Source organism: Micromonospora sp. DT233 (genome assembly GCF_049841815.1).
Lineage (GTDB): Bacteria > Actinomycetota > Actinomycetes > Mycobacteriales > Micromonosporaceae > Micromonospora.
The window spans coordinates 18358-38734 of sequence record NZ_JBNCLB010000009.1 but is presented as its reverse complement, the minus strand read 5'-3'; the positions used below and the strand labels follow the sequence as shown (position 1 = coordinate 38734).

General features: G+C 75.0%; 17 protein-coding genes. 8 read left to right on the top strand and 9 right to left on the bottom strand.

What is annotated here, in order from left to right; all coding sequences use genetic code 11:
• Both ACLQ2V_RS19645 and ACLQ2V_RS19640 read left to right on the top strand, forming a co-directional pair.
• The gene (locus ACLQ2V_RS19645; protein WP_425719979.1) at positions 1-678 is read left to right on the top strand and encodes an HAD family hydrolase; all 678 of its coding nucleotides are present in this window, start codon (positions 1-3) and stop codon (positions 676-678) included.
• 129 nt (positions 679-807) lie between these two features.
• Positions 808-2106 carry a cation:proton antiporter gene (locus tag ACLQ2V_RS19640; protein ID WP_425719978.1) on the top strand — a complete coding sequence of 433 codons (1299 nt, stop codon included), beginning with the start codon at positions 808-810 and terminating at the stop codon, positions 2104-2106.
• A gap of 30 nt (positions 2107-2136) precedes the next feature.
• On the opposite strand, the gene ACLQ2V_RS19635 is transcribed toward ACLQ2V_RS19640, so the two are convergent.
• Both ACLQ2V_RS19635 and ACLQ2V_RS19630 read right to left on the bottom strand, forming a co-directional pair.
• On the bottom strand, positions 2137-3108 hold the full coding sequence (locus ACLQ2V_RS19635) for an NAD(P)/FAD-dependent oxidoreductase (RefSeq protein WP_425719977.1): 972 nt from the start codon (positions 3106-3108) through the stop codon (positions 2137-2139).
• Between the two features lie 92 nt (positions 3109-3200).
• Complete coding sequence (locus ACLQ2V_RS19630; protein WP_425719976.1) at positions 3201-3701, bottom strand: metallophosphoesterase family protein; 501 nt, start codon at positions 3699-3701, stop codon at positions 3201-3203.
• Between the two features lie 131 nt (positions 3702-3832).
• On the opposite strand from ACLQ2V_RS19630, the gene ACLQ2V_RS19625 reads away from it, so the two are divergent.
• Complete coding sequence (locus ACLQ2V_RS19625) at positions 3833-5227, top strand: glycoside hydrolase family 6 protein (RefSeq protein WP_425719975.1); 1395 nt, start codon at positions 3833-3835, stop codon at positions 5225-5227.
• A 75-nt stretch (positions 5228-5302) separates the two neighbouring features.
• Here ACLQ2V_RS19625 and ACLQ2V_RS19620 read toward each other — a convergent pair whose 3' ends face one another.
• The gene (locus ACLQ2V_RS19620; RefSeq protein ID WP_425719974.1) at positions 5303-6082 is read right to left on the bottom strand and encodes a glucose 1-dehydrogenase; all 780 of its coding nucleotides are present in this window, start codon (positions 6080-6082) and stop codon (positions 5303-5305) included.
• Positions 6083-6287: 205 nt separating this feature from the next.
• Between ACLQ2V_RS19620 and ACLQ2V_RS19615 the strand changes: the two genes are divergently transcribed.
• Positions 6288-6875, top strand: a complete 588-nt coding sequence (locus tag ACLQ2V_RS19615; protein WP_425719973.1) for a general stress protein — start codon at positions 6288-6290, stop codon at positions 6873-6875.
• A gap of 166 nt (positions 6876-7041) precedes the next feature.
• Here the strand turns inward: ACLQ2V_RS19615 and ACLQ2V_RS19610 are convergent, their stop codons facing one another.
• Positions 7042-7572, bottom strand: a complete 531-nt coding sequence (locus ACLQ2V_RS19610) for a GNAT family N-acetyltransferase (protein WP_425719972.1) — start codon at positions 7570-7572, stop codon at positions 7042-7044.
• Between the two features lie 47 nt (positions 7573-7619).
• On the bottom strand, positions 7620-7748 hold the full coding sequence (locus ACLQ2V_RS19605; protein ID WP_425719971.1) for a hypothetical protein: 129 nt from the start codon (positions 7746-7748) through the stop codon (positions 7620-7622).
• Positions 7749-7890: 142 nt separating this feature from the next.
• On the opposite strand from ACLQ2V_RS19605, the gene ACLQ2V_RS19600 reads away from it, so the two are divergent.
• Positions 7891-9480, top strand: coding sequence for a phospholipase D family protein (locus tag ACLQ2V_RS19600; RefSeq protein ID WP_425719970.1), 1590 nt, complete (start codon positions 7891-7893; stop codon positions 9478-9480).
• Here ACLQ2V_RS19600 and ACLQ2V_RS19595 read toward each other — a convergent pair.
• The gene (locus tag ACLQ2V_RS19595; RefSeq protein WP_425719969.1) at positions 9429-10163 is read right to left on the bottom strand and encodes a hypothetical protein; all 735 of its coding nucleotides are present in this window, start codon (positions 10161-10163) and stop codon (positions 9429-9431) included. The genes ACLQ2V_RS19600 and ACLQ2V_RS19595 overlap by 52 nt on opposite strands.
• 467 nt (positions 10164-10630) lie before the next feature.
• Between ACLQ2V_RS19595 and ACLQ2V_RS19590 the strand changes: the two genes are divergently transcribed.
• Positions 10631-11458, top strand: a complete 828-nt coding sequence (locus ACLQ2V_RS19590) for a SigB/SigF/SigG family RNA polymerase sigma factor (protein WP_425719968.1) — start codon at positions 10631-10633, stop codon at positions 11456-11458.
• A gap of 103 nt (positions 11459-11561) precedes the next feature.
• Here ACLQ2V_RS19590 and ACLQ2V_RS19585 read toward each other — a convergent pair whose 3' ends face one another.
• Positions 11562-13082, bottom strand: coding sequence for an amino acid permease (locus ACLQ2V_RS19585; RefSeq protein ID WP_425719967.1), 1521 nt, complete (start codon positions 13080-13082; stop codon positions 11562-11564).
• A 36-nt stretch (positions 13083-13118) separates the two neighbouring features.
• Positions 13119-13745 (bottom strand): GOLPH3/VPS74 family protein, encoded by a 627-nt coding sequence (locus ACLQ2V_RS19580; protein WP_425719966.1) that lies wholly within the window; start codon positions 13743-13745, stop codon positions 13119-13121.
• 222 nt (positions 13746-13967) lie between these two features.
• Between ACLQ2V_RS19580 and hrpB the strand changes: the two genes are divergently transcribed.
• Positions 13968-16559, top strand: coding sequence for an ATP-dependent helicase HrpB (gene hrpB, locus ACLQ2V_RS19575; RefSeq protein ID WP_425719965.1), 2592 nt, complete (start codon positions 13968-13970; stop codon positions 16557-16559).
• 60 nt (positions 16560-16619) lie between these two features.
• Here hrpB and ACLQ2V_RS19570 read toward each other — a convergent pair whose 3' ends face one another.
• Positions 16620-17348, bottom strand: a complete 729-nt coding sequence (locus ACLQ2V_RS19570; RefSeq protein ID WP_425719964.1) for a PP2C family protein-serine/threonine phosphatase — start codon at positions 17346-17348, stop codon at positions 16620-16622.
• 223 nt (positions 17349-17571) lie between these two features.
• Here ACLQ2V_RS19570 and ACLQ2V_RS19565 point away from each other — a divergent pair, with 223 nt between their 5' ends.
• A complete protein-coding gene (locus ACLQ2V_RS19565) occupies positions 17572-20190 on the top strand; it encodes a glycoside hydrolase family 9 protein (RefSeq protein WP_425719963.1) in 2619 nt (872 codons plus the stop codon).
• Positions 20191-20377: the final 187 nt, after the last annotated feature.

Here is a 20377-nt window from a genome sequence, read left to right as displayed (position 1 = left end):
ATGTCCAGCGACAAGCCCCGTGGGGTCCTCTTCGACGTCGACGGCACCCTCGTCGACACCACGTACCTGCACACCGTGAGCTGGTGGGAGGCGCTGCGCCAGGCCGACCGGCCGGTGCCGATGGCGGTGATCCACCGGGCCATCGGGATGGGCGCGGACAAGCTCCTCGACCACCTGCTCGGCCCGGAGCGGGACCGCGGCGCCGACGAGAAGCTGAACGCGGCGCACAGCAGCCTCTACCAGGAGTACTGGGAGCGGCTGACCCCGCTGCCCCGCGCCGCCGAGCTGCTGCGCGCCTGCGCGGCCCGGGGGCTGCGGATCGCGCTCGCCACCTCGGCCGCCGAGCACGAGGTGGCGGCGCTGCGTCGGGCGCTGGACGCCGACGACGTGATCCACACGGTCACCTGCGCCGACGACGCCGAGGAGAGCAAGCCCGCGCCGGACATCCTGGTCGCCGCGCTGCGGGAGTCCGGTCTGGACGCCTCCCGGGTGGTCTTCGTCGGCGACTCGGTCTGGGACGTCGCCGCCTCCGGCAAGCTCGACATCCCCTGCGTGGGCCTGACCTGCGGCGGCACCAGCCGGGGCGAGCTGGCCGGCGCGGGCGCGGTGGCCGTCTACGACGACCCGGCCGCGCTGCTGGACGCGCTCTCGGACTCCCCCATCGCGGCCCTGGGCTGAGCCCCGGCGCGGCAGCGATGTGAGCTGCGGCATCGCATCGGTTCCGGTCGACGCGCATACCGCGACCGTCGACGGGGCAAGCTTTCGCACCACCTGCCCGCGCCGCGGGCGAGGCGGAAAGGTGGTGCCGTGGAACCGGTAGACGTCGCGTTCGCGGTGGTGGGCCTGGGTGCCCTGCTCGCCGGCATTCTCCCCCGGGTGCTGGAACACCGTCCCTTGTCGATGCCGATCGCGTTCCTCGGCCTGGGCATGTTGATCTTCATACTCCCGGTTGGACTGCCCAATCCGGACCCACTGAAATACTCCGAGGCCGCCACGCACCTGACCGAGATCGGCGTGATCGTCGCGCTGATGGGCGCGGGCCTGAAGATCGACCGGCCGTTGAGCTGGAAGAGGTGGTCGTCGACCTGGCGGCTGCTGGCGATCGCGATGCCGCTCTGCATCGCGGCGGTGACCCTGCTGGGCTGGTGGTGGGCGGGGCTGGTGCCGGCCGCCGCGCTGCTGCTGGGCGCGGCGCTCGCCCCGACCGACCCGGTGCTCGCCGCCGACGTGCAGGTCGGCGAGCCGACCGACGTGGAGGACTCCGAGGACGAGGTGCGCTTCGCGCTGACCTCGGAGGCCGGGCTCAACGACGGCCTGGCCTTCCCCTTCGTGTACGCGGCCATCGCGATCGCCACCACCAGCCTCGCCCCGCGCGACTGGTTCGCCGAGTGGTTCGCCGTCGACGTGCTCTACAAGCTGGCCATGGGTGTCGGCGGTGGACTGCTGGTGGGCTGGCTGCTGGGCAAGCTCTTCTTCCGCGCGCCGAGCAAGCTGCGGCTGGCCCGGCACTCCGAGGGCTTCCTGGCCCTGGCGGCGACCTTCCTGGCGTACGGGCTGGTCGAGGTGGTCGGCGGCTACGGCTTCCTGGCCGTCTTCGTGGCGGCGCGGGCGATCCGGGCGGCCGAGCGCACCCACGAGTTCCACTCGGTGCTACACGACTTCGCCGAGCAGGTCGAGCGGCTGCTCACCGTACTGCTGCTGTTGCTCTTCGGCGGTGCGGTCGTCGGCGGCCTGCTGGCCCCGCTGACCTGGCCGGCGGCGCTGGTCGGGCTGGCGCTGATCTTCCTGGTCCGGCCGCTGTTCGGCTGGTTGTCGCTGCGCGGGGCGCCGGGGCGGCCGGCGGAGCACTGGGTGATCTCGCTCTTCGGCATCCGGGGGGTCGGCTCGTTCTACTACCTGGCGTACGCCACCACGAAGGCCGACTTCCCGCAGGCCGACCTGGTCTGGGCCACCGTCGGGCTGGTGGTGGTCGTCTCGGTGGTGGTGCACGGTATCGCCGCCACGCCGGTGATGCAGCTGCTCGACCGCGAGGGCAAGCGCACCCAGGACCCCGCGGAGCGCACCGGGGGGCCCGCCGAGCGCGACCCCGCCCCCTCCGCCGCCTGAGGCCGCGACAGGCCGCCGGCGGCGCCGGGCTCAGCCGGCCAGGCGGGCGGCCAGGGCCCGGCCCAGGTCGCGGCCGGAGCGCCAGGCGGTCTGCACGCGGGGCTTGCCGAAGGCGTCGCCGGCCAGGCCGATCCCGTCGTCGTCCAGGTGGTACGTCCCGGCCCCGCCGGGGACCGTCGGCTGCGCGTACGTCCAGCGGTGCACGTGCACGTGCGCGGCCCGCTCGGGCAGGCCCAGCAGGTCGCGCACGGCCTGCTCGAGCGCGGGGGCGGCCCCGGTGGGCTGGGCGAGGTGACCGGCGGCGAAGCCGGGGGTGGTGTGCGCGACCAGCACCGGGGCGTCGTCGGCGCGCCGGTCGCCGTCGTCGCAGACGAGGCTCAGCACCGGGTGGTCGTTGACGAAGGCCCCCCGGAACCGCGGCCAGGACCGGGTGGAGAAGCGCAGCACCCCGCTCAGCGTCGGCGACCAGCCCTGCGCCTGCACGGCGTCGGTGGCCGCGCCGAGCGCCGGGTCCAGCAGCAGCGCCGCCTGCGGGCCCGGCACGGCCAGCGCCACGGCGGCGCAGCGCTCCCCGTCGACGTACGGGCCGCGCTCGCCGCGCTCGACGCCGAGCACCAGCCGGTCGACCACCACGGGCAGGTCGGCGGCGAGCTGCTCGACCAGCGACCGCAGCCCGCGCGGAGCCGCCCAGCGCATCGGGCCGGGCACCTCGCGGCGGCCGGCGGCCGAGTACGCCACGAAGGTGTCGGTCCACTCCCGGGCCAGCCCGGCGGCGGCCCAGCCGCGCACCACCTCGGCGAAGTCCGGGTCGCTGACGGTGAAGTACGCCGCCCCGAGGTCCGCCGGCCGCCCGTCGAAGCGCTTGCTGGCCATCCGGCCGCCGACCACCCGGGCCCGCTCGCGGACCTGCACGTCGACCCCCGCCCGGTGCAGCTCGGTGGCGCAGGCCACCCCGGCGATGCCCGCCCCGACCACCACGACCCGCGCCCGCTCCCCGTGCATCCGCCGATCGTAGGGGTTCCGACCCGCCCCCGGTGGCATGAACGGGCCGACCCGGGGGCCGGGTCGCTGAGCCGGGCCCGTGGCGGCCCGACTCAGCGCGGCGGCAGGCGGTGCAGCTCGACGTCGGCGAGCCGCCCCGCCGCCACCCGCGCGGTGAGGTAGGTGGCGTACGGCTGACGCCGCCGGTCCGTGGGCGAGCCGGGATTGAGCAGCCGCAGCCCGCCGGGGGCCACGGTGTCCCACGGGATGTGCGAGTGGCCGAAGACGAGCAGATCGACGTCGCCGTAGGCGGCGGCGCAGCGCTCCTCCCGGCGGTCGCGCGGGCCGGTCTCGTGCACCACCGCGACCCGCAGGCCGTCGAGGTCGACCCGGGCCACCTCGGGCAGCCGGGCCCGCAGCCCGGGCCCGTCGTTGTTGCCGTACACCCCGATCAGGCGGCGCGCCCGAGCCGTCATCGCATCGAGCAACGTGACGTCGACCCAGTCGCCGGCATGCAGCACCACGTCGGCGGCGTCGATCGCCGCCCAGAGCTGTTCGGGCAGGTCACGGGCCCGCTTGGGGACGTGGGTGTCGGCGGTCAGCACCAGGCGCACGCCCACCATTGTCGCCGCCGGAGGTGGGCGGCGGCGACGCGGGGTCTTCACACGCCGGCAACGAACGCGTACCTTGACGGGAACACGTGGGAGCGCTTCCACGCATACTCGTCGATCCGTGAGGGACGCCCATGACCCCCAGACCGGCGCTCGCGGCCCTGGCCGCCGGCGCGACCGCACTGACCGCCGCCACCACCGTCGCGCTCGGCCTCCTCGGGTCGACGCCGGCCGCGGCCGCCGACTCCGCCTTCTACGTCGACCCGCAGGCCAGCGCCGCGCGCTGGGTCGCCGCCAACCCCAACGACTCGCGCGCCGCGGTGATCCGGGACCGGATCGCCAGCGTGCCGCAGGCCCGCTGGTACACCACCACCAACACCTCGACCGTACGCGGCGAGGTGGACCAGTTCGTCGGGGCCGCCGCCGCGGCGGGGAAGATCCCGATCCTGGTGGTCTACAACATCCCCAACCGCGACTGCAGCGGCGCCAGCACCGGCGGTGCCCCCAGCCACACCGCCTACCGCCAGTGGGTCGACCAGGTCGCCGCCGGCCTCGGCGGGCGGCCCGCCACCATCGTGCTGGAGCCCGACGTGCTCCCGCTGATGACGAGCTGCCAGAACGCCAGCCAGCAGGCCGAGACGAAGGCCTCCATGGCGTACGCCGGCAAGAAGCTCAAGGCCGGCTCCGCGCAGGCGAAGGTCTACTTCGACGCCGGGCACTCGGCGTGGCTGGCCCCCGCCGAGATCGCCTCCCGGCTCAACGGGGCGGACATCGCCAACAGCGCCGACGGCATCTCGCTCAACGTCTCCAACTACCGCACCACCGCCGAGTCCGTCGCGTACGCCAAGCAGGTCATCGCCGCCACCGGCGTCTCCCGGCTGAGGGCGGTCATCGACACCAGCCGCAACGGCAACGGGCCGGCCGGCTCCGAGTGGTGCGACCCGGCGGGGCGGGCCATCGGCACGCCGAGCACCACCGCCACCGGCGACGCCGCGATCGACGCGTACCTCTGGGTGAAGCTGCCCGGCGAGGCCGACGGCTGCATCGCGGCGGCCGGGACGTTCGTCCCGCAGCGGGCCTACGACCTGGCCGTGGCCGCCGGCCCGGTCCCGACGACCCCCGTCCCGACCACGCCGGTCCCCACCACGCCGGGGCCGACGACGCCCCCGCCCACGACTCCCCCGCCCACCTCGCCGCCGCCGAGCGACCCCCCGGCGGGCGCCTGCACGGTCACCTTCACCCCGAACACCTGGGCCGGCGGGTTCACCGCCGAGTTGAAGGTGACCAACCGGGCCGGTGCGCTCAACGGCTGGACGCTGGCCTTCACCGCCGCCTCCGGCGTCCGGCTGACCAGCGGCTGGAACGGTGAGTGGAGCCAGAGCGGCAACCAGATCACCGTGCGCAACTCCCCCTGGAACGGCTCGGTGCCCGCCGGCGGCACGATCAGCGTCGGCTTCCAGGGCACCTACTCCGGCACCAGCCTGCCCACCCCGACCGGCTTCACCCTCAATGGCGGAAGTTGCGCCTGATTCCCGTCGGGCGGGACCCCGCGCATCCGGGGTCCCGCCCGTCGCGGCGCGCGCAGCGCCCAGCCAGGGCCGGGGTCAGGCGCCCTGGCCCTGGTTCTGCATCAGCCCGCCGTCGATGAAGTACGTCGACCCGGTCACGTAGTCGGCGTCGTCGCTGGCCAGGAAGACGGCCAGCCGGCCGATCTCCGCCGGCTGCGCGGCCCGCTTCCACGGGATGGACTGCACCTGCTCCTCCAGGTACGCCGGGTCGTCGATGGCCTGCTGGTTGAACGGGGTCAGCACCATCCCCGGCCCGATGTTGTTGACGTTGAGGTGCATCGGCGCCACCTCCAGGGCGAGGGTCTTGGCGAACTCCAACAGCGCGCCCTTGCTGGTGTCGTAGTCGGAGCCGCCAGCGCGGGCCACCTCCTGGTGCACCGAGGTCACGTTGATGATCTTCCCGTGTCCGCCCTGGTCGCGGCGGTGCCGCACGAACCGGCGGGAGGCGAAGAACGCCCCGTAGACGTTGGTCCGGATGGCCCGGTCCCAGGTCTCGGTGTCCAGGTCCGCCACCTCGACGCCCGAGGCGTCCACCCCGGCGTTGTTCATCAGCACGTCGAGCGCGCCGAACTCCGCGATTGCCTCGTCGAACATCGCCTCCACCTGCCGCTCGTCGGCGATGTCGCCGTGCACCACCGTCGCCCGCCGGCCGGCGCGCGTCACCTCGTCGCGGGTGTGCTCGGCCCCGGCCCGGTCGTGCAGGTAGTGCACCGCCACGTCGGCGCCCTCGCGGGCGAATTCGATGGCCGTCGCCTGGCCGATGCCCGAGTCCGAGCCGGTGATCAGGGCGGTCTTTCCGTCGAGTCGTCCGGTCATCAGCGTGCTCCCTCCGTTCGTCCCGTGCCGGTCGGCACGGTCCGGCCCACCGGCCGGCCTACCCGTGCGGCCGACGAGCATTCGTCGCCGTCCGCCCGGGATGCCGGTCGGCGGCGGGTCGGGCGCGGCGGGCGGATCGGCGCGGGCGGGGGCGTTACCGGCCCCCGCCCGGGGGAACGCGGGAGGTCGACGAAGGAGGACGCTCATGACCAGACCTTCGACCTCGACCGCGGCCTGGCAGCCCGGGATGCCGGGCGACACGACCCTCCCGTCCGGTCCGGCGGGCCGGACGGCCCCGCCGCACGGCGACGACCCCGGGAAACCGGCCGGCACCTCGACGGTGACGGTCGGGTCGTACCCGGACTATCCCTCCGCGCAGCGGGTGGTGGACTACCTGGCCGACAACCGGTTCCCGGTGGAACGCACCGCGATCGTGGGGACGAACCTCACCCTGGTCGAGACCGTGCTCGGCCGGATCACCACGGACCGGGCGGCCCTGGCCGGGGCGGGCACGGGCGCCTGGTTCGGCCTCTTCATCGGGCTACTCTTCGGCATCTTCGCCACCGGGAACTGGGTGGCGGTGATCCTGGTCGGCCTGGTGGTGGGCGCGATCTGGGGCGCGGTCTTCGGCGCGGTCGCGCACGCGATGACCGGCGGCCGGCGGGACTTCACGTCCGCGAGTTCGCTGCGCGCCGGGCAGTACGCGGTCACCGTAGACACCGACCTGGCCGAGCGGGCCCGGCAACTGCTGGACCGGATGCACCTGACGCCGACGGGCCCCACGGCCCGCTGAGGCCGACGGGCCGCGCCGACCCGACGGCCGCTGACACGCAACGGCCCGACACGATGCGACTGCCCCGGGGGTGCGCCCCCCGGGGCAGTCGTCGGTGCGGTGCCACGCCCGGCTCTCGCCCGCGACGGCTGGCGGCGGCTCTCGGCTCGACCCGGCCGGCGGTGGGTCACCCCGGATCGGTGGCGAGGCGGGCGTGCAGGTGCTCGTCGTGGCGACGGCCGTCGCCGTAGCGGTACGACTGGCGCAGCGTGCCCTCGGCGAGGTAGCCCGCCCGGTCGGCCACCCGGCAGGACGCCGGGTTCGCCACGGCATGACAGAGCTCGATGCGGTGCAGGCCCAGCGCCGCAAATCCCCACATGGTGAGCCGGCGCACCGCGCCCGTGGCGACGCCCCGCCCCCGGGCCGCCGGCACGGTCCAGTAGCCGACGCCGGCGTTGCCGCCGTTGATGCCGTGGATCGACACCGACCCCAGCAGCGTGGTGTCGCCGGGGTCGGCGACCGCGAGGGAGACGTGCGCGCCGCCCGACCAGTCGGCCCGCAGCCGCACCCAGGCCAGCGCCCGTGCCTCGTCCATCTCGCCCTGCGGGTTCCACGTGGCCACCTCCGGGTCGCCCAGGGCGGCCAGCACGTCCGGGGCGTCGGCCTCCCGCCAGGGGCGCAGCAGCAGTCCGGGGGCGGCGAGCACGACGGGGTCCACGAAGCAGGAGTCTGGCACGCCGCCGGCCCCGCCATCCCCCGGCGGGCTCAGGAGACGGCGAAGATCCCCGCCACCCCCAGCAGCACCATCACCAACACGGCCACCAGCGCCCCGCGTTCGCTCTCCACCGGCTCTTCGCGGGACTCGGTCACGGCGTCGGTCGTCTCGATCGGCATAATGCGGCCTCCTCGATGTTCGCGTCGGAATCCGGTGACGTCGTGCGCGTTGTCGGGCAGGTCACCGGCGATGCCGCTTGGCGTGCAGACTCGGCGCGGCGGCCCTACCGTGAGAACGACGTCGACCTCGGGAGGCTGGAGCGTGCCGTTACGGGACTGGTTCCTCACCGCGGAGGAACGCGCCAACCCGGCCTCCGAGTTACCCGTCTGGACGGCCGGAAACCTCGCCGAGCCGCTGATTCACGGCTCGGCGTACTTCGACCGGCTGGTCGACGAGGTGGAGGCGTTGCAGGCCGGCGACCACCTCTTCTTCACCGACTGGCGAGGCGACCCCGACGAGCGGATGCGCCCGGACGGGCCGACCGTGGCCCAACTGTTCAGCCGCGCCGCCCAGCGTGGCGTCGTGGTCAAGGGCCTGCTGTGGCGTTCCCACCTCGACACCCTGTCGTTCAGCGAGGCGGAGAACCGCAGCCTCAGCGAGACGATCTGCGCGGCCGGCGGCGAGGTGCTGCTCGACCAGCGGGTCCGCCGGGGCGGCTCGCACCACCAGAAGCTGGTGGTGCTGCGCCACCCGTCGGCCCCCGAGCGGGACGTCGCGTTCGCCGGTGGGATCGACCTGTGCCACAGCCGCCGGGACGACGAGGAGCACGCCGGCGACCCGCAGCCGGTGGCGATGTCCCCCCGCTACGGCACCAACCCGCCCTGGCACGACGTGCAGCTCGCCCTGCGCGGGCCGGTGGTCGGCGCGCTGGACACGGTCTTCCGGGAGCGGTGGACCGACCCGATGCCGCTGGACTCGGAGAACCCGCTGGCGTACCTGCGGGACCGGCTGCGCGGCTCGGACCTCTCCCCCGACCCGCTGCCCGAGCAGCCGACCGACCCGCCGCCGTGCGGCCCGCACCAGATCCAGGTGCTGCGCACCTATCCGGCGGTGCGCCCGCGTTACCCCTTCGCCCCCGACGGCGAGCGGACGGTGGCACGCGGCTACACCAAGGCGGTGCGCCGGGCCCGGCGGCTGATCTACCTGGAGGACCAGTACCTCTGGTCGGCCGAGGTGGCCGACCTCTTCGCCCGCGCGCTGCGGGCCCATCCCGACCTGCACCTGGTGGCCGTCGTGCCCCGGCACCCGGACGTGGACGGCCGCTTCGCCCTGCCGCCGAACATGGTCGGCCGGGAGCAGGCGCTGGCGCTGTGCGGCAAGGCCGCCCCGGACCGGGTGCACGTCTTCGACGTGGAGAACCACGCCGCCGACCCCGTCTACGTGCACGCCAAGGTGTGCGTGATCGACGACGTGTGGGCCAGCGTGGGCAGCGACAACTTCAACCGCCGCTCCTGGACGCACGACAGCGAGCTCTCCTGCGCGGTGCTCGACGAGACCCCGGACCCCCGCGCCCCGGTCGATCCCGCCGGGCAGGGCGACGGCGCCCGGCGCTTCGCCCGGGAGCTGCGGCTGCGGTTGTGGCGCGAGCACCTGGACCGGGACCCGGCCGGCGGCGAGGACGACGACCTGCTCGACCCGGCCTCGGCGGTCGAGGCGATCACGTCGGCGGCCGACGCCCTGCAACGCTGGCACGACTCGGGCCGGGTCGGGCCCCGGCCGCCGGGTCGGCTGCGTCCGCACCGACCGGAGCGGTTGCCCTGGCTCACCCGCGCCTGGGCGCTGCCCGCGTACCGGCTCTTCTACGACCCGGACGGCAGACCGCTGCGGGACCGGCTGGCCGGGACCTTCTGACCGGGCCCGTGGCCGGCCGCCGGGGGGTGGGCCGGCACGTCCTGCACCCCGGGGCACGCGAACGACGCCCGCGGTGAGTAGAACCCCCGGGTGACGACCAGCGGGTTCGCGGGGCGCAGCGGGTAGACCGGGTGGCCCGGGTCGAGGAAGTCGACCGACTCGACCTCGAAGGGGTCCACCGGCTCGGCCAGGTACGGGTAGACGCCGCCGAGCACGTCACCGTCGGAGCCGTAGCGGTATCGGTGCTGGCCGCTGTGCACGGCGTGGCCGGTGTCGCCGACGCGGGCCCGGGTCCGGATCAGCGGCATCCCGTCGACCTCGGTCTGCGCCACCAGCGTGTCGCCCCGCAGTTCCAGCCAGGTGCGCCCGGGCGCGATCGGGGCGCGGCGCGCGGCGGCGTAGCCGCGCACCCGGGGGCTGGAGCAGAGGAAGTGGGCCCACCAGCCGGTTGGGACGTCGGCGGCCAGCGAGACGCCGAGGAACGTCAGCGAGTACGCGCCGAGCCCGGAGGTCTGGGTCTCGTCGTCGACCACGTACTGGTTCATGAAGACCCGGCGGTCCGCGTCGGCGCGCAGGCCGGCCGGGAGCAGGGCGTCCACCGCGTCGGGATCCGCCGGCAGCCAGCTCAGGTAGAGCATGCGGCTGTGCACGACGAGGTGCGGAGCGGTGGGGTCGAGCTGCACGGTGCCTCCGGGCCAGGGGGTTTTCCGCGACGCTACGGCGCGTCCCGTGGGCGCGACAACGACGGAAAGCCGACAGCCGGAGCGGCGGGTCGACCTTCCTCTCGACATCGCGCCCGGCACATCAACCGGTCGGCCGACGCTGCTCGCCGGTCGACCCGCCCACCGGGGCCGGCCGCCGCCGGTGCCGCGGCGGCCGGCGGGAGACCGACCACCGAACGCCCATGGTCGTCGGCCATCGGGCCGAGCCGACCTGGCCGAACGGGCGGCGAACCAGTAATCGCGATCACAAGTTCGCAACTTTGTGCGGCCTATGCGGCTTTTGCCCCGCAACACACCTTAGGTACATCGTACTTTCGGCTAGATTTCGGGGAGCCGATCAGGTTAGGGTGAGTCCCGAACGGACTAACCCCAGTTAAACCAAAGCGTCACGTCTTTTATCCGCGGACGAGGTGCAGGGAGGACCACCAATGACCGCGCCAACGATGAGCGAGCAGACGAAGACACCGCCGGCCGCGACCACGGAGAAGCTGGATCCGCGAGCGCTCACCGACAGCGCCGCCGACCTCCTCAACGCCATGGCCGCGCTGCCGGCCGGCCACCCGTCCCGCGCCGCCCTGCGCGACCGGGCGATCGAGGCCTGGCTGCCGCTCGCCAACCACCTCGCCCACCGCTACAGCGGCCGGGGCGAGCCCACCGACGACCTGGCGCAGACCGCCGCCGTCGGCCTGATCAAGGCGATCGACAAGTTCGACCCGTCGCGCGGCGTCGACTTCGCCGGTTACGCCATCCCGACGATCATCGGTGAGCTCAAGCGCCACTTCCGCGACCGCACCTGGGACATCCGGGTGCCGCGTCGCCTCCAGGAGCTGCGCCTGGCGATCTCCGACGCCAACAGCTCGCTGCTGCAGACCCTGGGCCGCTCCCCGACGGTCGCCGACATCGCCGCCCACCTCAAGCTGACCGAGGAAGAGGTCCTGGAGGGCCTGGAGGGTGCCCGCGCCTACAACGCGGTCTCCCTCTCCACCCCCACCGGCGACGGCGACCGGGCCACCGAGCTGGGCGACATGCTCGGCGGCGAGGACGGCGAGTTCGAGCTGGCCGAGCTGCGGGTGGCCCTCGGGCCGGCGCTGGCCACGCTGGACGAGCGCGAGCAGAAGATCCTCACCCTGCGCTTCTACGGCAACCTGACCCAGTCGCAGATCGCCGAGCAGATCGGCGTCTCGCAGATGCACGTGTCCCGGCTGCTGGCGCGGGCGCTGACCAAGCTGCGGGGCCAGCTCGACGGCACCTACTAGGACGTGAGTCGGTGGCCGGCCCGCGGGTCGGCCACCGACGCCCGGCGAGAAGGGCCCGGTCGGCGGTTCGCCGACCGGGCCCTTCCACGTGCGCCGCGGGCGGTCAGCGCCGCGGTGCCGGGGCCGGGTCGGCCCCGGGCTCGGGCGTCACGTCGTCGAGGAGCGCCGCGCTCTCCACGCCCAGCCCGATCCGGGCGAAGGCGTCCGGACGCCGGCCGCGCAGCAGCAGCGCCCAGTGCAGGCCGACCAGCCCCATCACCGGGTACGCCGCCGGAATGGCCCAGCGCAGCGGCGAGTCGGCGGGCACGCCGAGCAGGACGTGGAAGTCCTTCAGCGCCAGCACGATCATGACCAGCAGCGCCACGGCGGCCAGCCCCGGGGCGAGCGCCCGCCGCCACAGGCTCTCCTCGACCCGGTTACGGGCGAAGAACACGATGATCGCCACGCAGACGACGGCGGTCAGCAGCAGCACGCCGAAGCCGCCGGCCAGGCCGAGGTGGTAGAAGAGCTCGCGCACCGGGTCGAAGCCGTTGGTCGCGTACACCAGGATCACCAGCAGGCCGAGGCCGCTCTGCGCGATCGAGGCGGCCTGCGGCGCCCCGGTGCGCGGCGAGGTCCGCCCGAACGGCGCCGGCAGCACCCGCTCCCGGCCGAGCGCGAAGATGTACCGGGCGGTGGTGTTGTGGAAGGAGATCATCGCCGCCAGCACCGAGGTCACGAAGAGCGCCTGCCCGATGGTGGCGGCGGTGTCGCCGAGGTGCGTGCCGGCCAGGTTGAACACCAGGTCGAGGCCCTGCTCGCCGGCCTGCCCGGCGACCTGCTCCGGGCCGGTGGCCACGGTCAGGCTCCAGGCGGAGAGCACGTAGACCATGACCATGACCGCCAGCGACAGGTAGGTCGCCCGCGGCACGGTGCGCCTCGGGTGGCGGCTCTCGTCGCTGAACACCACCGCGGACTCGAAGCCGACGAAGCCGGTCGCGGCGATCACCAGCAGCGCGGCCCCGCCCGGGACGAACAGGTGGTCCGGGGAGAGCGCGGCGAGGCTGACCGAGCCGCCGGCCGGGTGGCCGAGCTGCCCCAGGTCGAACAGCAGGATCGCCGCGACCTCGGCGACCAGCAGCACCGCGAGCACCTTGCCGCTGACGTCGATGCGCAGCAACCCCAGCACGGCGACCAGTGCCCAGGCGGCCAGGGCCACCAGCCACCAGGCGGGGGCCACCCCGAAGAGGCCCTCCAGCAGCGGGGCCGACGCCGCCCCGATCACGCCGTAGAGGCCGACCTGGAGCGCGTCGTAGGACATCATGGCGATCCAGGCCACGCTGATGCCGGCCGGGCGGCCCAGCCCCCGGGAGACGTACGCGTAGAACGCGCCCGCGTTCTCCACCTGGCGGGCCATCGCCACGTATCCGACCGAGAAGAGCGCCAGCACCGCGGCGACCACCAGGAAGGCCACCGGAAGCCCGGTGATCCCGGTGACCGCGTAGCCGGTGGGGACCAGGCCGGCCACCACGGTCAGCGGCGCGGCGGCGGACATCACGAAGAAGATCACCGACGGCACGCCGAGCCGGCCACGGGCCAGGGCGTCGGAGACGTTGCTCGGTCGTTCGACCGTGACTGCGGGCATGGGATCGCGCTCCGAGGGGTGAGAGACGTCGTACCGTCAGGGCATTCCGCGCAGCACCGCCGCGCCGACGGCGGCCTCCGTCTGCGCGACGAGCTCCTTCAACGGCAGGGGCAACGCCGGGATGAGGACACTGAGCCGGTGGTGAGCCTGGTCGCCGCCGCTCCACAGCACCTCGCGGGTGAGCCCGGTGGCGCAGACCAGGCCGAACAGCAGCCCGTCCGGCACGGTCGGCGGCTCCGGCTGGTCGAGCAGGGCGCGCAGCCGGGTGGCCGGCCAGGCGACCGCGTTGAGGTCGATCGGGAGGTAGCTGACGCTGGTACGCAGCAGCCGGCGGGTCTCCTGCCGGCGCAGCACCCCGGCGCGGGCCAGCCGCTCCGCCACCGACGTCGTCGCGCTCTGCCCGAGGAAGCTCAGCCAGGTGCGCACCGCCTGGTGCTGGGACTCGCCGACCAGTTGGTCGAGCACGGTGTGCGCGAGGGCGTCGGCCGGGGGACGCCGGTCCACCACCATCACGTTCCCGCCGGTGATGGTGAGCTGCCCGGAGAGGACCAGCTCGCCGAGGAGTCCGGCCGCCAGGCCGAGGCCCGTCGCGCTGGCGTGCAGCTTCGCCCTGCCCCGACTGTCGTTGTGCGCGATCAGATAGAACTCGTCGGCGGTGAGCAAACGAGCCTCCCGAACGGATGGTCACAACTGGTCGACGCCGGGTGAAAGGATGCACGTCCACACTGGGCAATGCAACTCTCGGCCCCGGCGGTCGCACAACGTGCCGTCCTGACCTGCGGATCTTGCCGGTACGGCACCGGAGGGTGATCGCCGCGCGCCCCGACCGCGCACCATGGGCGACGCCGGGGCGGCGAGCCGCTCCGACGGTGCGACAGTAGGACGATGCTCGCCGACGTACCTCTCGACCTGCCGGTCCGGCCCGCGCTGCCGGCGCTGCTCGACGCCCTGCGCGCGGGCGGCGGCGCGGTGCTGGTGGCGCCCCCCGGCACCGGCAAGACCACCCTCGCGCCGCTGGCCGTGGCCGGGGCGGTCGCCGGTCGGGTGGTGATCGCCCAGCCGCGCCGGGTGGCCGCCCGCGCGGCGGCGCACCGGATGGCCGCGCTGCTCGGGGAGCGGGTCGGCGACCGGGTGGGGTACGCCGTGCGCGGCGAGCGCCGCATCGGCCCCGCCACCCGCATCGAGGTGGTCACCACCGGCCTGCTGGTGCGCCGGTTGCACCACGACCCGGAGCTGCCCGGCGTCGACGCGGTGCTGCTCGACGAATGCCACGAGCGGCAACTCGACGCCGACCTGGCGCTGGCGTTCAGCGCGCAGGCGCGGGAGACGCTGCGCCCCGACCTGTGGCTGGCGGCCATGTCGGCCACCCCGGACGCGGAGACCTTCGCCGCGCTGCTCGGCGTCGACGGCACCCCCGCCCCGGTGGTCCGGGCCGACTCGGCGCTGCACCCCGTGGCCCGGGTGTGGGCCCCGCCGCCCCGGCCGGTCACCCCCGCCGGGGCCGGCCGGGTCGACCCGGCGCTGCTGGACCACGTGGCGGCCACCGTGCGGCGGGCCCTGGCCGAGCGCGACGGCGACCTGCTGGTCTTCCTGCCCGGGGTGGGCGAGATCGCCGGGGTGACCCGCCGGCTCGCCGGCCTGTCCGACGCCGTGGCGCTGCTGCCGCTGCACGGCCGGTTGCGCGGCGCGGAGCAGGACGCGGCGCTGCGCCCGGCCGACCGGCGGCGGGTGGTGCTGACCACCGCCGTCGCGGAGAGCAGCCTCACCGTCCCCGGGGTGCGGGTGGTCGTCGACGCCGGCCTGGCCCGGGTGCCCCGGATGGACCTGGCCCGAGGGCTGGGCGCGCTGGTCACCGTGCCGGTGTCGCGGGCGGCGGCCACCCAGCGCGCCGGCCGGGCCGGGCGCGAGGCCCCCGGGCACGTCTACCGCTGCTGGTCGGAGGCCACCCACGCCCGGCTGGCCGCGCAGCCGGAGCCGGAGATCGCCACCGCCGACCTGACCGGCTTCGCCCTGCAACTGGCCGCCTGGGGCGACCCGGACGGCACCGGGCTGGCGCTGCCCGACCCGCCGCCGGTCGCCGCCATGACGGTCGCCCGGGACACCCTGACCACCCTCGGCGCGGTCGACGCGCAGGGCCGGATCACCGCCCGGGGTCGGGCGATGGCCGACGCGGGGGCGCACCCCCGGCTGGCTCGGGCGCTGCTCGACGGTGCGTCGCTGGTCGGCCCGGACCGGGCCGCCGAGGTGGTGGCGCTGCTGGCCGAGGAGAGCGCCGCCGGGCCGGGCGACGACCTGGCCGCCGCCTGGCGTCGGCTGCGCGCGGGCGCGGACCCGGCCGCCACGGCACGTTGGCGGGCCGAGGTACGCCGACTGCGCGCCGCCCTGCCCGACGGCCCGCCCCGGCACGGCGGCGCGCCCGCGTCGAACGGCCGGCCGAGACCCGCGTCGGATTCCCGGGCGGTGCGGCCCTCCGGGGGCGGCGGATCGGGGCGGCTGCCCGACGACCTCGCCGCCGGGCTGTTGGTCGGGTTGGCGTACCCGGAGCGGCTGGCCCGGGTGCGCCGGGCCGGCGGGTCGGCGTACCTGATGGCCGGCGGGACCGAGGCGGAGCTGGCGCCGGGCTCGGCGCTGACCGGCACGGCGTGGCTGGCCGTCGCGGTGGCCGACCGCTCCCCCGGCGCGCCGACCGCCCGCATCCGGCGGGCCGCCGCCGTGGACGAGGCGACCGCCCGGGAGGCCGGCGGGCCGCTGCTGCGCTCCGACCGGGAGGTGGCCTGGTCCGGCGGGGACGTGGTGGCCCGGGAGGTGGTCCGGCTCGGCGCGATCGAGCTGGTGGCCCGGCCGCTGCCCCGGCCCGACCGGGCGCTGCTGGCGGACGCGCTGCGCGACGGCCTGCGTCGCGCCGGGCTGACCCTGCTGACCTGGACCCCGGCGGCGCGGGCGCTGCGCGAGCGGATGGCGTTCTGCCGGCAGGCGCTGGGCCCGGAGTGGCCGGACGTGGGCGACGAGGCGCTGCTGGCCGGGATCGACGACTGGCTCGGCCCGGAGCTGGCCGGTGCCCGCCGCCGGGCCGACCTGGCCCGCGTCGACGTGGCCGGCGCGCTGCGCCGGCTGCTGCCCTGGCGGCAGGCGGCCCGGCTGGACGAGCTGGCCCCGGAGCGGCTCGCCGTGCCCAGCGGCTCGCGGGTGCGGGTGGACTACGCCGACCCGGCCGCCCCGGTCCTCGCGGTGAAGCTGCAGGAGACCTTCGGCTGGGCCGACGCGCCCCGCATCGCCGACGGGCGGGTGCCGGTGCTGCTGCACCTGCTCTCCCCCGCCGGGCGGCCGGTGGCGGTCACCGCCGACCTGGCCTCGTTCTGGCGCACCGGGTACCCGCAGGTCCGCGCCGAGCTGCGCGGGCGCTATCCCCGCCACCCCTGGCCGCAGGACCCGACCACGGCGGAGCCGACCCGCCGGGCGGCACCGCGCCGCCGCTGACCCCCGCGCCGGGAGGGTGGGCGGCGGCCGGGTCGGCCCTCCGCCACCACGTCGGCCGGGTCAGCCCTCCGCCACCACGTCGGCGACGACGACGGTGACGTTGTCGGGGCCGCCGGCGCGCAGTGCCAGGTCGATCAGCCGCCGGGCACACTCGGCGCGGTCCGGGTGGGTGCCGAGCGTCTCGGCGAGGGTGTCCGGGCGGACCACGTTGGAGAGCCCGTCGCTGCACAGCAGCCAGCGGTCGCCGGCGCGGGGCACCATCGTCGCGTACGACGGGGAGACCTCCCCGCCCTGCAACGCCTGGGTGACCACGGCCCGGCGGGGGTGGCTCGCGGCCTCGTCGGCGCTGATCACGCCCTGGTCGACGAGCATCTGCACGAAGGTGTCGTCCCGGGTGATCTGCTTGAGCACCCCCTCGCGGTGCAGGTAGGCGCGGGAGTCGCCGACGTGGGCCAGGGCGAGGCAGCTTCCGGTGCGGGCGAAGAGCAGCGCGGTGAGGGTGGTGCCCATGCCCTGCCGCTCGGCGTCCTCCTCGACCGCCTGCCGGATGCGGGCGGTGGCCAGCTCGATCCCGCTCTGCAGGGTGGCGACGAGGGCGTGCTCGGGGGTCGCCAGGTCCAGTGGCGCGATCGCGTCGATGGCGATGCGGCTGGCCAGGTCGCCGGCGGCCATCCCGCCCATGCCGTCCGCGACGGCGACGAGCCAGGTCCCGGCGTGCAGGGCGTCCTGGTTGCCGCTGCGGATCAGGCCGCGGTCGCTCGCCCCCACGGAACACAGCTTCAGGGTCATGGGAGGCAGCCTGCCAGTTGAAGGGCGGAGTTGTCTCTAGGTGATCGCCACGACGTCGTGTGGCGAGGCGAATCTCACCGGGCGGATCCGGACCGTCACCGAATCAGCCCGCTCTTATCCAGAGCCGTCGATTGACATGACGGGCACCCGCTGGAAACATCGAGGCGATATTGGGAGCGCTCCCAGAATCGGTGCAGCCCCGTCCCCACCGAAAGGAACCCCCGTGACGCCATCCCGACGCCGGCGACGCCTCGCGGCGCTCGCCGCGGCGACCGCCCTGGCCCTCACCGGCACCACCGCCGGCGTGGCCCACGCCGAAGTCCCCCCGGACGCCCCCGAGCAGCTGAAGAACGGCGACTTCGGCGCGGGCGTCTCCCCCTGGTTCTCCTACGGCACCGGCACGCTCGGCGTCACCGACGGCCGGGGCTGCGCCACCGTCCCCGGCGGGCTGGCCAACCTCTGGGACGCCGGCATCGGCCAGGACGCCGTGCCGCTGACCGCCGGCGCCGAGTACGAGCTCTCCTTCGACATCACCGCCACCCCCGGCACCACCGTGCGGGCCGTGCTCCAGATCCCCGCCGCCCCCTACACGCAGTACGCCGCCGTGGACGCCGCCGCCACCGCCACCAGCCGGCACGTCAGCACCACCTTCACGGCCAGCGAGGACAACCCGAGCACCCAGCTCATCTTCCAGGTCGGCGGGGCCGCCGCCGAGCAGACCATCTGCCTGGACAACGTCTCGCTGCGCGGCGGCGAGCCGGCCGCGCCGTACGAGCCGGACACCGGCCCCCGGGTGCGGGTCAACCAGGTCGGCTACCTCCCCGGCGGCCCCAAGAACGCCACCGTGGTCACCGACGCCACCGCCCCGTTCGACTGGCAGCTGCGTTCCGCCGCCGGCGCGGTCGTGGCCAGCGGGCGCAGCACCCCGCGCGGGGTCGACGCGGCCTCCGGCCAGAACGTGCAGACCGTGGACTTCTCCGCGTACCGCACCCCGGGCACCGGCTACACCCTGGTCGCCGACGGCGAGACCAGCCACCCGTTCGACATCTCCGGCACCCTCTACGACAAGCTGCGCTCCGACGCCCTGCAGTTCTTCTACATCCAGCGCAGCGGCATCGCCATCGACGGCGACCTGGTCGGCGAGGAGTACGCCCGCCGCGCCGGCCACCTGGGCGTCGCCCCCAACCAGGGCGACACCAGCGTGCCCTGCCAGCCGGGGGTCTGCGACTACTCCCTCGACGTGCGCGGCGGCTGGTACGACGCCGGCGACCACGGCAAGTACGTGGTCAACGGCGGCATCGCCACCTACCAGCTGCTGAACACCTTCGAGCGGACCAAGACCGCGGCCACCGCCGACGGCGGCGCGGGGCTCGCCGACAGCACCCTGCGGGTGCCCGAGCGCGGCAACGCAGTGCCCGACATCCTCGACGAGGCCCGCTGGGAGCTGGAGTTCCTGCTGCGCATGCAGGTGCCGGCCGGCAAGCCGCTGGCCGGGATGGCGCACCACAAGATCCACGACAAGAACTGGACCGGGCTGCCGCTCGACCCGGCCGACGACCCGCAGCCGCGCGAGCTGCACCCGCCATCCACCGCCGCCACCCTCAACCTGGCCGCCGTCGCCGCCCAGTGCGCCCGGCTCTTCGCCCCGTACGACGCGGCGTTCGCGACGCGCTGCGGCACCGCCGCGAAGACCGCGTACGCGGCGGCCAAGGCGCACCCGGCGATCCTCGCCAGCCCCAACGACGCCACCGGCGGCGGCGCGTACGACGACACCGACGTCAGCGACGAGTTCTACTGGGCCGCCGCCGAGCTGTACCTGAGCACCGGCGAGGCCACCTACCGCACCGACCTGACCGCCTCGCGGCACCACACCGGCGCGGTCTTCGGCGACCAGGGCTTCGGCTGGCAGGGCGTGGCCGCGCTGGGCCGCCTCGACCTGGCCACCGTGCCCAACGGCCTGCCCACCGCCGACCGCGACCGGGTGCGCGCCTCGGTGACCGCCGCCGCCGACCGCTACCTGGAGATCCTCCGCGGTCAGGCGTACGGGCTGCCGATGCCGGGCGACGCCAACAGCTACTTCTGGGGCGCCAACGGCAACATCGCCAACAACGCGATCGTGCTGGCCACCGCCTTCGACCTGACCCGCGACGCGAAGTACCGCAACGGGGCGGTGCAGGCGGCCGACTACCTGCTCGGCCGCAACGCGCTGAACATCTCGTACGTCACCGGGTGGGGTGAGCACCACGCCCGCAACCAGCACAGCCGGATGTTCGGCAACCAGTTCGACCCGACCCTGCCGAACCCGCCGGCCGGCTCCCTGGCCGGTGGCGCGAACGCCGGCCTGCAGGACCCGTTCTCGGCCAACCTGCTGGCCGGCTGCGCACCGCAGTTCTGCTACGTCGACGACATCAACTCGTACTCGACCAACGAGGTGGCGATCAACTGGAACTCGGCGCTGGCCTGGCTGGCGTCGTTCCTCGCCGACCAGGACGACGCGGCGGCCGTGCCCGCGTCGACCTGCGCCGCCACGTACACCAACTACGGCGCCTGGCAGGGCGGCACCGGCTTCACCGCCCAGGTGGCCGTCCGGAATACCGGCACCACCGCGATCAACGGCTGGACCACCCGCTTCGCCTTCACCGGCGGCCAGCAGGTGCGCGAGGCCTGGCTGGCGAAGGTGACTCAGGCCGGGGCCACGGTGAGCGCCAAGAACGAGTCGCACAACGCCAGGATCAATCCGGGCGCCACCGTCACGTTCGGCTTCAACGCCACCACCACCGGCGGCGCCAATCCCGCCCCCGGCCTGATCACGGTCAACGGCTCCCCCTGCACCCTGTCCTGACCCCCGCCCCACCCCGGCTCGGCCCGGCCCGCACTCCGGGCCGGGCCGGGCCGCACTCCGGGGTGCCGGGGCCGGGGCAACGCCACACCCAGGACTCCCGCGTGTCACTGCACCGACACGGAGGGTGCGGGTAACGTCGGCAGGCGCTTGTAGGCGTCCTGACTGGAGGCGGATGTGCACGACGTGC

Excerpts from the sequence above, each read along its gene's own strand:
- hrpB (WP_425719965.1), top strand. The coding sequence starts at position 13,968 with ATGCTCGCCGACGTACCTCTCGACCTGCCGGTCCGGCCCGCGCTGCCG.
- ACLQ2V_RS19585 (WP_425719967.1), bottom strand. The coding sequence starts at position 13,082 with ATGCCCGCAGTCACGGTCGAACGACCGAGCAACGTCTCCGACGCCCTG.
- ACLQ2V_RS19605 (WP_425719971.1), bottom strand. The coding sequence starts at position 7,748 with ATGCCGATCGAGACGACCGACGCCGTGACCGAGTCCCGCGAAGAGCCG.
- ACLQ2V_RS19615 (WP_425719973.1), top strand. The coding sequence starts at position 6,288 with ATGACCAGACCTTCGACCTCGACCGCGGCCTGGCAGCCCGGGATGCCG.
- ACLQ2V_RS19645 (WP_425719979.1), top strand. The coding sequence starts at position 1 with ATGTCCAGCGACAAGCCCCGTGGGGTCCTCTTCGACGTCGACGGCACC.
- ACLQ2V_RS19625 (WP_425719975.1), top strand. The coding sequence starts at position 3,833 with ATGACCCCCAGACCGGCGCTCGCGGCCCTGGCCGCCGGCGCGACCGCA.
- ACLQ2V_RS19590 (WP_425719968.1), top strand. The coding sequence starts at position 10,631 with ATGACCGCGCCAACGATGAGCGAGCAGACGAAGACACCGCCGGCCGCG.
- ACLQ2V_RS19620 (WP_425719974.1), bottom strand. The coding sequence starts at position 6,082 with ATGACCGGACGACTCGACGGAAAGACCGCCCTGATCACCGGCTCGGAC.
- ACLQ2V_RS19570 (WP_425719964.1), bottom strand. The coding sequence starts at position 17,348 with ATGACCCTGAAGCTGTGTTCCGTGGGGGCGAGCGACCGCGGCCTGATC.
- ACLQ2V_RS19635 (WP_425719977.1), bottom strand. The coding sequence starts at position 3,108 with ATGCACGGGGAGCGGGCGCGGGTCGTGGTGGTCGGGGCGGGCATCGCC.